Source organism: Neobacillus sp. WH10, assembly GCF_030123405.1.
GTDB lineage: Bacteria > Bacillota > Bacilli > Bacillales > Cytobacillaceae > Neobacillus.
In genome coordinates this window covers 1,640,438-1,654,602 of record NZ_CP126110.1, presented here as the reverse complement: position 1 = coordinate 1,654,602, position 14,165 = coordinate 1,640,438, and the positions used below count along the sequence as shown (strand labels likewise).

General features: G+C 34.1%; 14 protein-coding genes, 1 tRNA gene and 2 pseudogenes. 8 read left to right on the top strand and 9 right to left on the bottom strand.

Annotated elements, in window-relative coordinates; genetic code table 11:
• Positions 1 to 43 precede the first annotated feature (43 nt).
• The 8 genes and pseudogenes from QNH20_RS07790 to QNH20_RS07755 form a co-directional block, all read right to left on the bottom strand.
• Positions 44 to 373, bottom strand: a pseudogene (locus QNH20_RS07790) (helix-turn-helix domain-containing protein); the annotation flags it as partial.
• 58 nt (positions 374 to 431) lie between these two features.
• Positions 432 to 947 carry a hypothetical protein gene (locus QNH20_RS07785; protein ID WP_283922323.1) on the bottom strand — a complete coding sequence of 172 codons (516 nt, stop codon included), beginning with the start codon at positions 945 to 947 and terminating at the stop codon, positions 432 to 434.
• Between the two features lie 845 nt (positions 948 to 1,792).
• Complete coding sequence (locus QNH20_RS07780; RefSeq protein WP_283922322.1) at positions 1,793 to 2,590, bottom strand: BglII/BstYI family type II restriction endonuclease; 798 nt, start codon at positions 2,588 to 2,590, stop codon at positions 1,793 to 1,795.
• Positions 2,591 to 3,054: 464 nt separating this feature from the next.
• Positions 3,055 to 4,293, bottom strand: a pseudogene (gene dcm, locus QNH20_RS07775) (DNA (cytosine-5-)-methyltransferase); the annotation flags it as partial.
• 128 nt (positions 4,294 to 4,421) lie between these two features.
• Entirely contained in the window at positions 4,422 to 5,342 is a 921-nt protein-coding gene (locus tag QNH20_RS07770; RefSeq protein WP_283922321.1) for a tyrosine-type recombinase/integrase, read from the bottom strand.
• Positions 5,343 to 5,474: 132 nt separating this feature from the next.
• A tRNA-Val gene (locus QNH20_RS07765) sits at positions 5,475 to 5,547 on the bottom strand.
• 57 nt (positions 5,548 to 5,604) lie between these two features.
• Positions 5,605 to 6,309, bottom strand: a complete 705-nt coding sequence (locus QNH20_RS07760) for a hypothetical protein (RefSeq protein ID WP_283922320.1) — start codon at positions 6,307 to 6,309, stop codon at positions 5,605 to 5,607.
• Between the two features lie 2 nt (positions 6,310 to 6,311).
• Positions 6,312 to 7,124, bottom strand: coding sequence for an ABC transporter ATP-binding protein (locus QNH20_RS07755; RefSeq protein WP_283922319.1), 813 nt, complete (start codon positions 7,122 to 7,124; stop codon positions 6,312 to 6,314).
• A 161-nt stretch (positions 7,125 to 7,285) separates the two neighbouring features.
• Between QNH20_RS07755 and QNH20_RS07750 the strand changes: the two genes are divergently transcribed.
• The 5 genes from QNH20_RS07750 to QNH20_RS07730 all read left to right on the top strand — a co-directional run bounded on the left by QNH20_RS07750 (position 7,286) and on the right by QNH20_RS07730 (position 12,099).
• On the top strand, positions 7,286 to 7,510 hold the full coding sequence (locus QNH20_RS07750) for a hypothetical protein (protein WP_283922318.1): 225 nt from the start codon (positions 7,286 to 7,288) through the stop codon (positions 7,508 to 7,510).
• 107 nt (positions 7,511 to 7,617) lie between these two features.
• A complete protein-coding gene (locus QNH20_RS07745; protein ID WP_283922317.1) occupies positions 7,618 to 8,340 on the top strand; it encodes an alpha/beta hydrolase in 723 nt (240 codons plus the stop codon).
• 139 nt (positions 8,341 to 8,479) lie between these two features.
• A complete protein-coding gene (locus QNH20_RS07740; protein WP_283922316.1) occupies positions 8,480 to 8,992 on the top strand; it encodes a YjcG family protein in 513 nt (170 codons plus the stop codon).
• Positions 8,993 to 8,998: 6 nt separating this feature from the next.
• Positions 8,999 to 9,421 carry a GNAT family N-acetyltransferase gene (locus tag QNH20_RS07735; protein ID WP_283922315.1) on the top strand — a complete coding sequence of 141 codons (423 nt, stop codon included), beginning with the start codon at positions 8,999 to 9,001 and terminating at the stop codon, positions 9,419 to 9,421.
• 368 nt (positions 9,422 to 9,789) lie between these two features.
• A complete protein-coding gene (locus QNH20_RS07730; protein ID WP_283922314.1) occupies positions 9,790 to 12,099 on the top strand; it encodes a UvrD-helicase domain-containing protein in 2,310 nt (769 codons plus the stop codon).
• Positions 12,100 to 12,118: 19 nt separating this feature from the next.
• Here the strand turns inward: QNH20_RS07730 and spoVIF are convergent, their stop codons facing one another.
• Entirely contained in the window at positions 12,119 to 12,373 is a 255-nt protein-coding gene (spoVIF, locus tag QNH20_RS07725) for a sporulation-specific transcription regulator SpoVIF (protein WP_283922313.1), read from the bottom strand.
• A gap of 306 nt (positions 12,374 to 12,679) precedes the next feature.
• Between spoVIF and QNH20_RS07720 the strand changes: the two genes are divergently transcribed.
• From QNH20_RS07720 to QNH20_RS07710, 3 genes are all read left to right on the top strand, one after another.
• Positions 12,680 to 12,952: a hypothetical protein gene (locus tag QNH20_RS07720; protein ID WP_283922312.1), complete on the top strand. Its 273-nt coding sequence runs from the start codon at positions 12,680 to 12,682 to the stop codon at positions 12,950 to 12,952.
• An 89-nt stretch (positions 12,953 to 13,041) separates the two neighbouring features.
• The gene (locus tag QNH20_RS07715; RefSeq protein ID WP_283922311.1) at positions 13,042 to 13,386 is read left to right on the top strand and encodes a hypothetical protein; all 345 of its coding nucleotides are present in this window, start codon (positions 13,042 to 13,044) and stop codon (positions 13,384 to 13,386) included.
• Between the two features lie 58 nt (positions 13,387 to 13,444).
• Positions 13,445 to 13,849 (top strand): hypothetical protein, encoded by a 405-nt coding sequence (locus QNH20_RS07710; RefSeq protein ID WP_283922310.1) that lies wholly within the window; start codon positions 13,445 to 13,447, stop codon positions 13,847 to 13,849.
• Positions 13,850 to 14,165 lie beyond the last annotated feature (316 nt).

Below are 14,165 nucleotides of genomic sequence, written 5' to 3'. Positions count from 1 at the left end.
CAATTCACCTTTATTTTTTAGTCACATCTTCCTTTTAGAATCATTAATCTTCATATAACAATTTTAATTGAGAAATCATTTCATTCAAAAATCCATCTATTTTCTCATAGCCTATTTCTTTATAACTTAACATAGAAATAAATTTAGAAAGAGCTGGATACTTCTCTAGTACTCTTCTTGTAGATAAAGGAATTTTTCCAAAAAAGTTAAAAAGACTATCTTCATCTATTCCAAGAATGTTAGCAAGGTTTATAATAATATCATCAGAAGGATTGGAATTTTCCTCCTTTTCAAGTTTAGATATATAATTAATTGAAACTCCTACTGCCTTAGCAGTCATTTCTAAAGTTAATATTTTTTCTTGTCTTTTTTCCCTTAGTAATTCTCTACCTTCTTCATTTGATTCCTCTTCTCAGCTTTCTAATGGGTGATTAAAATTCTTGTTGGTATATATCGATTATATATTTTCTTAAATCACCCTCTTGTAAACTACCACTTAAAAAATCAAATAACACATCTCCTAGTTTATATCCCAATATTTCATCAATTAATTCCCTTGTTATGTTTTCGTTAAGAAAATCAAATATTACCCCTTTTTTTCTCCAATAATCATTAATTTTCGAGATATTACGTTCTATTTTTGCTAATTCAATAACAGTATTTACTATTTCTTCTTTATTCATTTCCTCAATCAAACTTGGCTGTTCCATTAAACAAATTCTTACAAAATTGTCTAGACGCCATTTCACACTAAACATATCATTCACATTATAAAATAAGTCATTTTCAAATACCTCATAATTTAATAAAACATATGCAGCATCTACAAAATTCAAATTAAAAATTTCATAAATGTCTTTAATCCCCCCATCATAAATTAGCTCTAAAGTATACTTAATATCGAATTCAATTTTAAAAATTTTTAGTAAAACATCGATTCTCTTCATTTTTCCATCCTCCAGTTAATCCAAAATAAAAAATTCTCCCTCTTTTATCCATTAATATCAAAAACAATCCTATACATTACCCAACTCAATAGATAAAACCTTTTTTTAGAACAAGCTTTTAAACAAATAAAAAAAATCACCTCTCCATTGAATCCCTCCCTGTGTACTAACATCTCAAGTATAATACCTTTCACACGAAATTACCATATATTTACATAAAGCAAAATTATTGCAATAGCTGATTTTTTTCAAAATTAATAACTCTAATACCTTATAGCAGAGTAGAAATAATATTAAACAAAACAATTGAAATATTATCTCAACATAAAATTTTTCCTTTTCAACAATTTAATTCATTTGTTACCACAACTGTTCTTTTCATAGAAAAAAGAGCAGCTATATTGACTGCTCCCTATTTCCACATTACACATCAATGAATTGAGTTGATTATACTTGTGTATTGTTCCATTTAATTCATTTCCCCACATTGCTTCAATCGCATAATTACGTTATTTGATTTATTTCGCTTAAGCTTTTAAATTACAGATGCACACATGCAAGACATACCAAGTCGATAGCAAAATGTGTGGCGGAATGTATAAGTAGATACCCGTACGTCTTGAGGTGTTTTTAAAACGGATGTCAGCCCAAAAAACTTGAATAGCAATTTTTCAAAAACACAAATATGACTACCTCCTTTTTTAGGAAGTAGTCTAATTTTTAGGGGATACCTTCTTTTTATCAACTGTAAATCTTTTTTTAGGCAAACTTTATGAAACAGAATTTCCTTTTTTAAATCAACACATGGTTAATTTTATTCATTATCAATCCCAACACTTGTCCATTTACTCAAAATCAACTCCAATAACCCAAATCGGAAACTTGAGTATGTTCTTAAACTCTTCTAATGCATCTTTGGTTCTATCAAAATTAACAGTACCAGCACTTATGTATTTTGAAAGGTTACCTGCAGCGGTAATATAAACGAATAAATCAATCTCAAAAGTTTGTTCAATCTGAATTGTCTTTAGAAGGTCATAATAGACTAATCCCCAATTTCCAAATTGAACTTCTCCCATAATAGTGGGAACTCTTTTGTTATATGAGATATCTACACCTTTTTCAAATGATTCTAAATCATATGCGTCGGCTAATTCAGTCCAATCTTCTCTTTTAGTTATTTCCTTTTGCCATATTTTTTTACCATCATGAATTCTCCTTCTGCCAAAACAGTAATTTCTAAAATTTATTAAATTATACAAGTCATCAAAAAGTCCAAAATCAAAACCACCGATTTTAGGGGAATCATAAAAAACCCCTTCTTTAAATTCAACTTCGAATTTCAAATTGGGCATATGTAATCTTAAGTTACGTTTTAATGCAGTATTTAAACTGTCAGCAGCTAATCGTCTAGCAAAAAAATCCTTTTTCTTTTCTGTAAAAAGTTTTAATCCATGTAATTGCATTTCAAGAGTCCTAACAAGGTCGTATTTCATTTCTTCAAAGTTAGCTAAGTAAAGGTCTGCGTGTCGAAAAAAAATCTGATTTTCTTCAGTAATTATTAAATTACCATTAATTCGTTCAACCCATTCTTCAGCTTCATCAATGTTCATAAACTGGGCTCTAATTGGTTTTTTTCTCACTTAATATCCACTCCAAAATAGTTATGCTCTTCAACATAATTATAGTTATTTTTTTACAAATTCAAAAGTTTTGTCTTCAATTTTACGTAAACAAAAAAATCCCTACATTAATGTAGAGATTTCATTAATGTAGAGATTTGATTACTGTATAAAAGTTTATTTTTAGTATATGTTTTACGTTTATACCTGTTGTTCTTACTCCTGTTTAAAGATATTGATGCAGATATTATACTTCTCCTTCTTTTTTTCGTTGATTTATTAGACTTTTTTATGTTTAAATTCCTTGCTTTAATTATTGTACTACCGCTTCTTTTTGCCTTCTCCACTTTTGATGAAACTGGTAGATTTTCTACTTCAGAATATTTTTGTTTTTCTTCAAATTTCTCAACACGGCTTAATAAATAAGCATTCTCTTTTTCTAATTCCCTAACTATTGTATAGTATTTTCTTTCAATTGAAGTAACTTCATCAGCATATAGCTCCTTAATTTTCTTCCCCATTTTTTCAATTAACCCAACAACTAATGCATTTCCCATACAGAAATATCTTGCTTTGTCAGGCATTCCTTCAGTCCAATTTGGAGGAAAATCATTAAGAAGCTCACATTCAACAGGGGTTAAAACTCTTAATCTCCCACTGTCAGGGTCTCTCACAACATGTGTACTTCTATTTTTCGTTCCTTCACTAGTTAACATTGTCCTAGCTGGACTTTTTAAGTCGTCGGGGAAATTCATGCTACCTTCGGAATAGGTATAAACATGTCCATTTTCAGCAACTCGTTCTACCTTTTTTCCACCCTTCATATACTCAAACATTTCAAGTGTTGACTTGCCGTTTTTTCCAACTTCATCCTCATTTAAATAACATTTTTCTATTTCTGTAAGAGTTTGATGTTTTTTGGCTTCTTCCAAAATTTGACTAAGCGTTTTTGCTGGTACCGTATCAGGTACAACTTCTTCGGTATAGAAAATCCCATTTCTCATAATACCAGAATTTCTAAATGTTTCTTTAAAAATATCTGAAACTTCAACAATATCCCGTGGTAATTCATCCTGAGAAGCTGGATGTTTTACGGATGTACCTTTAATTGGGAACTCTGATGCAAAAAATCCTTTTTCATGAATTACTTCCTGAAATGAAAATTCTTTAATTTTTTTAGCTAGGGATGTATTATCTCTATATGCGAAGATGAATACTCTTCTCCGTTTTTGTGCAAAGCCGTAGTCAGCTGCATTAATGACTCTCCACTCCACAAAATAGCCAGCATCTCTAAAGGCAGCCAACATTATCGCAAAGTCTCGTCCACGTTGCTTGGCTGGGGATTTCAAAAGTCTATCAACATTTTCTAAAAGCACAAATGTTGGTTTTCTTATATTTACAATATCTATTATTTCCCAAAACAAGACACCTTTTTTACCTTGTATCCCCTTTTCTCCAGCTAAAGAACGTGCAACTGAATAATCCTGACAAGGGAACCCACCAACTAATAAATCGTGTTGTGGGACATTATATTTTGCTTTAGCGATATCTTCATTTGAATGAATCCCTTTACCTTTAAATCTTTCAGCATAGCAATCAAAAGCGTGTTGTACTTTTGTTGAAGGTTCCCATTGGTTACCCCAAACTACATTAAAACCACCATTTCTTTCTAAACCGTTTCTAAAACCACCAACCCCAGCAAATAATTCTATTACATCTATCATAAAGTATAGCTTCCTTTCATTGTCGAAACATGTAATTATTATAATGTATTTGACGGATTTTTTTAAGTAGAAAATAGTTCTATTATACTTTATAACCACCTGAGATTTCTTTTTTTGTATTAGCCGCTCTATACATCTAAAGTACTTAAAGGATTGTACTTTTCATTTTGGTCTCTTAGTGCAGTTCCCCAAATAGCCAAATATTTTTCAGTCATTTTCAAGCTACTGTGACGTAACATTTGTTTGAGTGTAAATACATCTCCTCCATTCATCAAAAACCTATGTGCAAAGGTATGTCTGAACGTGTGTGCTGATAACCTAACATCTTTAAAGTTCATTATTGTTTTTAGTCGCTTAAAGACATTTTTCACTTCATTGGCCGTCATAGGCTTGTTTTCTTTATTAATAAATACCTGTTCAGAGGGTTCTGAAAAGTATTGTTGACAAAAAATCTTATATTCTGCAAGTTCTTTTACCAACTTATCAGTAATAGGAATACTTGCTTGGGTACGATTTTTACCGAACACAATAATCGTTCCCGTTACTAGGTCTACCTCTTTCCATTTAAGATTACATAACTCACCTAAACGCATTCCACTCCCAAGTAAGGTTAATATTATTGTATAATCCCTATATGCATGAAACGAGTGTTCTCTATTCTTTAACCTTCTATAGTAGTTCAACATTTGTCTGATATGATTATCGCTAAATACTTCTATTTTAGTGTCTGTCTTAGCCTTCTCAATCTTAGACATTGGATTTCTTTTCTCATTAATCACATCCGCTTCAACCATGTAATTGAAAAATGCTTTTAAATTTTTTATCTTTGTATTGACGGTAACGGGATTATTCATTTTTGATTTCATACAATACAGGAAATATAATTTCATGGTATTTGCCGTTATATCTTCTACATTAAGGATTTCCTTTTCTGAACAGTAGGCTTGAAACTCATTTAGTTGAATCATATACGTTTTAATTGTTTGTTCGGATAGGTTCTTGAACTCCCTATCATCTTTAAAATCTTGGATAGCAAATTTCAACAACATAAAAAAGACCACTTCCTTCTCAATTTTTTAAGAAGGTTAGTGGTCTTAATTGTAAGAAAAGGGTCTAGCACCGACCACTTTCTTACTAAGTTTGCAAAATCCTTGCGAAACCCTTGATACGTCTACAAGCGATGACCTGTGAGGGGTTCGAACCCCCGACCTCAACCCTGTCAAGGTTGCGCTCTCCCAACTGAGCTAACAGATCTCTTATTAAGTTACAAATCTTATTATAGTGAAAAAACTAGGAATGTCAATAGTATTTTTAGCTTTCCTTTTTTAAAAACATCTTGATGATCACAAGAACAGCAATCAAAATGTATACAATTGACCACGAGGCATAAAGCCAAAAATCCAGTTTAATATCTACTACATCACCGTTACTCAAATATTTTATCACATTTACCGCTGGCGGAAAGATCATTAGCACCCATTTTAATAAAACCAGTTTTGATATTAATGCTTCATAAGCCAAAGAAACAACAATAACAAACACCGCAGACAACCAGGCATATTTTTTTGATGCATATGAAGTAATCGAAAAAAAAGTGCCAACTATAATTCCAAATAACGCTAAAAAGAAATGACTGTAGATAGCAAGACCATAATGAACCGGCTTGATTACCCCTTTAAAATTATTCATTAGCACTGGATAGGAGATTGCCAATGCCTCCAAAAGCAATGCAATCATTAAACATATAAACCATTTCCCCCATAAAAATCGTTGCTTACTTCCTAGTTGAACAAATAAAATATGTTTCTCACTCTCTTCCTCGATAGAAAATACACTCATCGCTACCCAGGTCATAATTAAATAGATTGCGATACTTGTAACCGCATAACTGCTTAAGATGGGGACTCCTTTGTAGGCATACAAAATAAATACCCATGCACCAAACACCGTTAGAGGCGGAATGATTTTTAGCGATCGAACATAGCTGATGAATTGATAGCGAATAAACCCTGTCATACTTACCTCTTTTCTTTTATTTCCAAAATCGAACAATTATTTTTCAAAAGGTACATTAATAATTCATCACTTTTAGGAGCCTCAACCGTAATCAAGGCGGAATTACTCTCATATTCTATGGAAACCAAATCTAGTCCACTAAATATCTCTTGATCCTTGAAGGTTGTTTTAATCAACCGCTCTACCTTTATAGGTTCATTTTGAAATGTAACCTCTCCAGATTCCAATTCCAATACTTGATCAGCCAGTGCTTCAATCATTATGTATTCATGTGTGGTAAAAATAATGGTTGCTTGCCTTTTTAATTTTTCTAAGAGATTTATTAGTTCGTGTTGGGAAGCAGTATCCAATCCAGTAAGAGGCTCGTCCAATAGCAACACTTCTGGTTTAGATAACAAGGCTTGTATAAGACCCACCTTCTGCTTTGTTCCTTTTGAGCATTGTTTGAGTGGAGTGTTGACAAATTGCTCAATACCAAATGTACGAAAATACTGTGAAAGTTGAATTTCAACATCTTCTTTAGTGAATCCCTGAAATGATGCCATCAATTGTAAATATTCCTTTAGTTTAAAACGCAAATTTTCAGGAAAATGTTCCGGGACATAAGCAATCTTTCTAGTATTCCTGACAACACTTCCACTTGTTGGCTCATAAATTCCTGCTAAAATTTTCAAAAGTGTGCTTTTCCCTGAACCATTATGTCCAAGGATTGCCGTTGCTGTATTTTCGACACAATTGAAAGATATGCTCTTTAGAATAGACTGCCCCTTTATTTCTTTTGTTACATTTACTACTTCAAAAGTGACTCTTCCCATTTAACCACAACCTATTTTTCTTTATTTTACCATTTAATTACGACCTACAGCAATTTTGGGAAAGCAGTTCATAAAAAACAGAACATTAGTTCTTATTGAACTTGAATAAAGAACTAACGTTCGGTTATAATAAAATTATCATAAAGAAGGGAGTGATTCACATGGATGGGCTTTTGATCCGTTCAATCGAGGAACATATACCGTTGGAGATGATTTATCTTGCTGAAAACCAAGAATTATCACAAAGAAAACTAATAGTAAAAGAAATGAATGATAACTACATTCGTGCCTTTTGTTTGACACGAAAACTAATACGAACCTTTAAACGTGAAAACATTTTATCTATTTTACCTGAATCTCATTATAAGAATCATTTTCTTCATTAATCCTGCTCTCCCTCACATCCACTAACATTTAACCTGCCAAAAGCAATTCCTCACCAGTTATGTTAAAATGCACATGTAATAATCGAATCATGGGGGGAATAATCGTAATGGAATTTCCAAAAGGCACAATTAAAGAACTTACCTTTCAAAGCTTGGAACTTGGAGAGGAAATACAGCTCCTTGTCTATCTTCCAGCAAACTTCTCACCGCTCTATAAATACTCGCTGCTAATCGCCCAGGATGGCCGGGATTATTTTCAGCTCGGCCGGATCGGACGATTGGCAGATGAGTTTCTTTTTGAAAGAGAGATTGAAAATATCATTATTGTAGGAGTGCCCTATAAGGATGTAGAGGATCGCCGGCGAAAATACCACCCGGATGGAGACCAAAACCAGCAATATATTCGGTTTCTTGCACATGAATTAGTGCCATTTCTTGATAAAGAATTTCCTACTTATCATATGGGCTCGACAAGAGCGTTAATTGGAGACTCCTTAGGGGCAACAGTCTCGTTAATGACTGCCCTTCAATACCCGCATACCTTTGGCAAAGTGGTGCTCCAGTCTCCGTTTGTTAACGAGCAAGTATTGAAATTAGTCAATGACTTTTCGGAAGCACACCTTATTGAAATTTATCATGTAATTGGCACTCAAGAAACAGAAGTACAAACCACAGACGGAAGAATAAGTGATTTCCTAAGCCCAAACCGGAAACTCTCCAAAGTAATATCAGAAAAACCTTTTACATATTTTTATGAAGAGTTTAATGGAAATCATACATGGAAATACTGGCAGCCCGATTTAAGAAAAGCACTTAAAATGTTATTTTAGTCTCACAACCATTGAACTAAAGTTTTCATTAAGTTATGTATGTTATTTTATATATTTTGAAAATTTGCTATAATAATCAGAAGGCGCTTTTAGTATTATTTTTCTAAAAAAATAATTTCATTTAAATGGAGGTAAACCTATGAAATTTGGTGTTGTTATTTTTCCATCAAAAAAGCTTCAAGATTTAGTGAATTCTTATCGTAAACGCTATGACCCGCATTATGCTCTTATTCCTCCACATTTAACATTAAAGAATGCCTTTGAAGCAAATGAAGAAGATGCAAAGGATTTTTCCAATAAATTACGGAAAATCGCCAGTACTACAAAGCCGTTCTCATTAAAAACATCCAAAATCAGCTCTTTCCAGCCTGTAAATAATGTCATCTATTTTAAAATAGATCCGACAGAGGAACTTACAAACCTGCATTCTGAAATCAATCAGGAATTTAACAAGGAAAATCTAGATTATGCCTTCGTACCCCATATTACGATTGGTCAAAAGCTTTCTAATGATGAGCATTCAGATGTCTTCGGTTCACTACGGATGACAAAAGTAAATCATGAAGAAACGATCGACCGCTTCCATTTGCTTTATCAATTAGAAAATGGTTCTTGGACTGTTTATGAAACATTTCGTCTTGGAAAGGAATAGTTGGCCGTGACAGTTAAGGTTGTTGAAACTCAAAAGGAACTTGAAGATGCTTTTTTAGTAAGAAAAATTGTTTTTGTCGAAGAGCAAAATGTCCCGCTCGAAGAAGAAATCGATCAATTTGAAGACGATGCCACTCATTTTGTGATGTACCATGAAGGTTCGCCTGTCGGTGCTGGCAGATTTCGTGTTGTCGATGGCTGCGGGAAAGTTGAACGCATTTGTGTTTTAAAAGAAGCACGAAAAACGGGCGCTGGCAAGGCGATAATGAATGCAATCGAGAGCTACGCTGATACACAAGGTTTACACAAATTAAAGCTAAATGCCCAAACGCATGCCATACCCTTCTATTCCGGTCTTGGATATGAAGTTGTCTCAGAAGAATTTTTAGATGCAGGAATTCCACATAAGACGATGATGAAAGAAGTTTAACCTAATGAAAACCTTGCCTCGATATTAGAGGTTGAGTGGAAAATAAAAATGTTTTTAGAAATGACGAGTGAATTTAGCACTCGTCATTTTCTTGTTTTAAGCTATTAGTTACCTTTCCTTTCCTACCGTGTCGGGCTCCTAAAACCCCTATAAGCGACCATCCTCTCTCTTTTCCTACGGTTTGGGTCGCTTATAACCCCTATAAGTATCGTTATTCTCTCTTTTTCGGCGATTTCGAGTGCCAATCCCCTCGATCTACCAGATGCTATTTTGATCTTTCCATTTTTGATTACGAAACTCCTTTTAGTTATTAGAAGGTTTTGATATGATAGAACATGTCTTATTTATAGAAATAGAGGTTTAAAAATATGAAAACAGCTATCTATCAAAATCAAAACATTGCTCTAGAGACACTAGCTCGAGATCAATATCAAAAAATATTTCTTGCTGGAAAAAATGGTGAGCTGCACTGTCCTGTCTGTAATGAGAAGGTGCGATTGTTTCTTGGTATACAGCTGAACCCACATTTTTTTCATGTTCACTCGCCAGAAAAACAATGTCCGGATCCGCTCCCTCCAATTGTTAAAATGGACGGTACCGAACACTTTATCGAGCGAAACGGATTTAAGATACCGCAAGGCAGGACTATTATAGCAACCCCTAAAGACTTAGATCTCTTCAAACCCGCAAAAAACATTGAATACACTGTCCCGTTTAAACAAACAACCGGAGAAATTCATAACGATTTTTCACCATATTTACAGCAGCTTGCTGAAAATGGAACCATTCTAGATAAAAGTCAGGCAGCAGCAGTCATGGAGACTGAGGGCTCGTTATTAGTCCTTGCTGGCGCAGGAAGCGGCAAAACAAGAGTGTTAACGGCACGTACAGCGTATATGCTTGAGGCAAAACATGTTGAACCAAGTTCTATCATGCTTGTTACCTTCACTTCAAAAGCTGCTGCTGAAATGAAGAACCGTTTGATGTCCTATCCAAATATGAAACGAGAAACCATCAATCGACTCGTCACTGGCACGTTTCACAGTATTTTCTATCGTATTCTTATGTTTCATGATGGAATGAATTGGTCGTCTAACAAACTGCTAAAAAAAGAATGGCAGCGAGATAAAATCCTAAAAATTGCTGGTAAAGAGCTCAACTTGTCTGAAAAAGAATTTGCCTATGATTTAGCGCTGCAGCAGATTGGCTTTTGGAAAAACTCACTTCTGTTCCCAAATGAGGTTAAGCCTGTATCCGAATGGGAAGAAAAGGCTGTGTACCTTTATCAAAAATATGAGGAATACAAACAACGTGAAGGACTGTTTGATTTTGATGACATGCTCATTGGCTGTTATCAGCTTTTGAGCACATCACCTGCCCTGCTTGAACAATATCAGAATCGCTTTCATTATTTCTTAATCGATGAGTTTCAGGATATCAATAAAGTTCAGTATGAACTCATTAAACTACTGTCAGGAAAACATAGAAATGTTTGTGCCGTTGGTGATGATGATCAGGCTATTTATTCTTTCAGGGGAAGTGATCCAACCTATTTGCTTAATTTTGAGAGAGACTTTCCATTTGCCAAAATGGTTACTCTGGACCAAAATTACCGGTCCTCACATGAAATTGTGGCCGCCGCCAATCAAATGATTTCCGTGAATAAGGTGAGAAGAACGAAAAAGATGAAAGCACAATTTTCATCAGGAACGTTGCCGCTGTTATTTTTCCCTTATGATGAAGAGGAAGAAGCGACGATGATTGTCACTGATATTCAAGAGAAGATCTCGACAGGTGCAAAACCGTGCGATTTTGTAATTCTTTATCGAACTAATGCCGGGTCCCGTGCGGTGTTTGAGCGATTAGCCAGCTCGAACCTTCCTTTTAAAATCGATCAGGACGCAGAATCATTTTACGACCGCTATATTGTAAGAAGTGCTCTATCATTTTTAAGGGTTAGCATTAACGAAGATGACCAACAGGCACTAGCTGATATTTTACCATTATTATTTTTAAAACAGACTGTCCTTAAAGATATAAAAGCAGAGAGCATCCTAAAAGACTGTAGTTTTCTTGAGGCGATTTCACACTTGAAAACAGCTCATGCCTTTCAAGAGAAAAAGTTAAAAAAGGCGGTAACCGTCATCCGCGGCCTAAAGCATTTGTCCCCAGCTCTTGCCATTGAAAAAATAGAAAAAGACATTGGGTTTCTTGATTTTCTTAAGAAACGGGGAAATGAGTCGAGTAAGCTTGAAAAAGGGTCGGACGATCTTAAAGATCTAAAAGTGTCCGCAAAGAGTTTTAATACAATAGAGGCATTGTTGGCACATGCCGAGCATATGTCTGCAATGAATAAGGAAATTAAGAATTTAAGTAAGCATTTTCCAGATGCCATCAGCCTTAGCACCATCCACCGGGCTAAAGGACTTGAATACCAAACTGTTTATATAATCGGCGCTGTAGATGGGAGCCTTCCCCATGATTTTTCCCTAGATGCTTATCGAAATGGTGACTTTACCGCTCTCGAAGAAGAGAGAAGATTATTTTATGTAGCGATGACTCGTGCAAAGGACCAGCTTTTTATCTCCTTACCTAGCAGCAGAAGAGGAAAAAAGGCAAACCCCACCAGGTTCTTAGCACCAATTAATAAAAAGAAGAAGACCGATTCCTATATTTAGGAATTAATCTTCTTCTTTTTTATTTCTTATTCATCATATTCGCGATTGTATTGAAATCAAGCTTCTTACCATCGTTAATGATTGATTTAACTATTTGATTTTCCAGTTCTTTATTTACAGGTTTATTGGCAATCTTAGAAACTCTTCGAATCACACTACGGACAGTTTTTTCATCCTTAAAATTAGCATTTTGTAATGAGTTTGCTAAATCAAAGATATCTTTCATGTTAACGCCCGTTTTCTTTTCTATGTTTTTAAAGAACCCATTATCCATGTTCTAAACTCACACTCCTTCATAAACTACTTTATTGTATGAAGAAAAAGGAAAATGGTGATTAAGAATTATTGGACAAAAACTGCTGGTCCGTATTTTATTTCAAATCTCCAATATTTGTCCATTATTTGATGTACTTTTTTGAGGGCTATCGTTTAAGTCATTTATTGATCTTTACATAGTTCATATTACCCAAATATTTTTTTCCTTATAAAAGGGGTATTTGTCCTTGGTAAAATGACCAATCCACTTTTATCATCAGGAATAAAATAGAAAGCAAGTACAGATAATGGAGGTGAAATTATAGTGAGTTCAAGTAGAAGGAATAATCAGAATCGCGAAAACATCAGGGTAAATAATAACGTTGATAATAATGTAAGAAACAATAATGAATCCGAAGCTGAAGCAGATGTCCGAAATACGGATAATAATACAAATATTGCCCGGACTACTATTTCTAATTCCGGGAATTCCCGGGTTAATGTAAGGTTGAACAGCCGAAGTAATGCCAAAGTTAGATCTGACCAAGAACAAGATAGCGACCAGGAACAAAATACAAATATTGATACCGAAATTTAAGGTATTCAAATCTGTCATACTCGTTTCAATAAAAAAGGTTTAATAGTACGAAAAAAAGCAATTGCGGATAAAACAAGGAGGATTTTCAAATGACAAATAGAAGAAGTAAAAGAAATACAAGAAATACAAGAAATACAAGAAAAAGAACTGACAATATTATACGCACAGGTTTGACCCGTCGAAATAATACAAATGTAGATGTAGATATTGATAATGATCTCGAAAATGAATTACGAAACAGAAATGAAGCAGAGGCTGAGGCAGAAGTCCGAAACGTTGATAAAAATACTAATGAAGCGCGCTCAACAGTATCAAATTCCGGAAATTCAAGAGTTGATATTACAATAAATAGCAGAAGTAATGCTCGTGTAAGATCTGATCAAGAGCAAGAAAACGACCAAGATCAAAATACTGATGTTGATGTTGATTTTTAATTATTAACTATGGGGGTGGGGTTAAAAAACCCCCACCCTTTTTAGGGTAGGTGAACATATGGATAATCATAGACAGCGAAGGCAAAATGTACCTCACAAATGGATGAATACTGCGGATCATCATTCACAAAGACAATTAATTGATAACAAAAATAATGCGGAATCTCGTTCCATTGAACAGGACAATATCAAAATCAGAAATGAAACCATAAATTCGATTGGGCAAAGCGGGAACTCTGACGTAGATATCCAAATCGATGTACACGTTGATACAACTGCAATAGCTTTTGCCATATTATGCTCATTACTTGCAACGAAACAAATGAACAATGTGGAATTTGAAGAGGCGGTTGAAAGACTCCAAAGTCTTAACCTAAGAGAAAATTATCGTTATAAATTAGATGATCCGAATGACCTTTCAAACGTCAAAATCTTCAAAAGGAATCGAAAGAGAGTGGATTAAGTTGTGCCACTTTCTTTTTTATCAATAAATTCGATTCACATACCCAAAAATGATTATGTATAATATTATTTCTAAAAAGCTAATTTAGGAAATGATTATTGTTGGAAAATATGATTCCCTCTATCAAGAATTCGCTAGAATATTAGGAGCAACTCCATCAGTATTTATTGGTGTATGTCTTGCAATAAAATCTCGGACAAACCTCTATCCTATTTTTTGGAACAAAAGCTGAATCTGAATTAGATCGTTTGATTTTTAGTAAAACTAACTTTTCTCATTCTTTGTTTATATTGTAAGGTTTAGGATTATCCTAAAC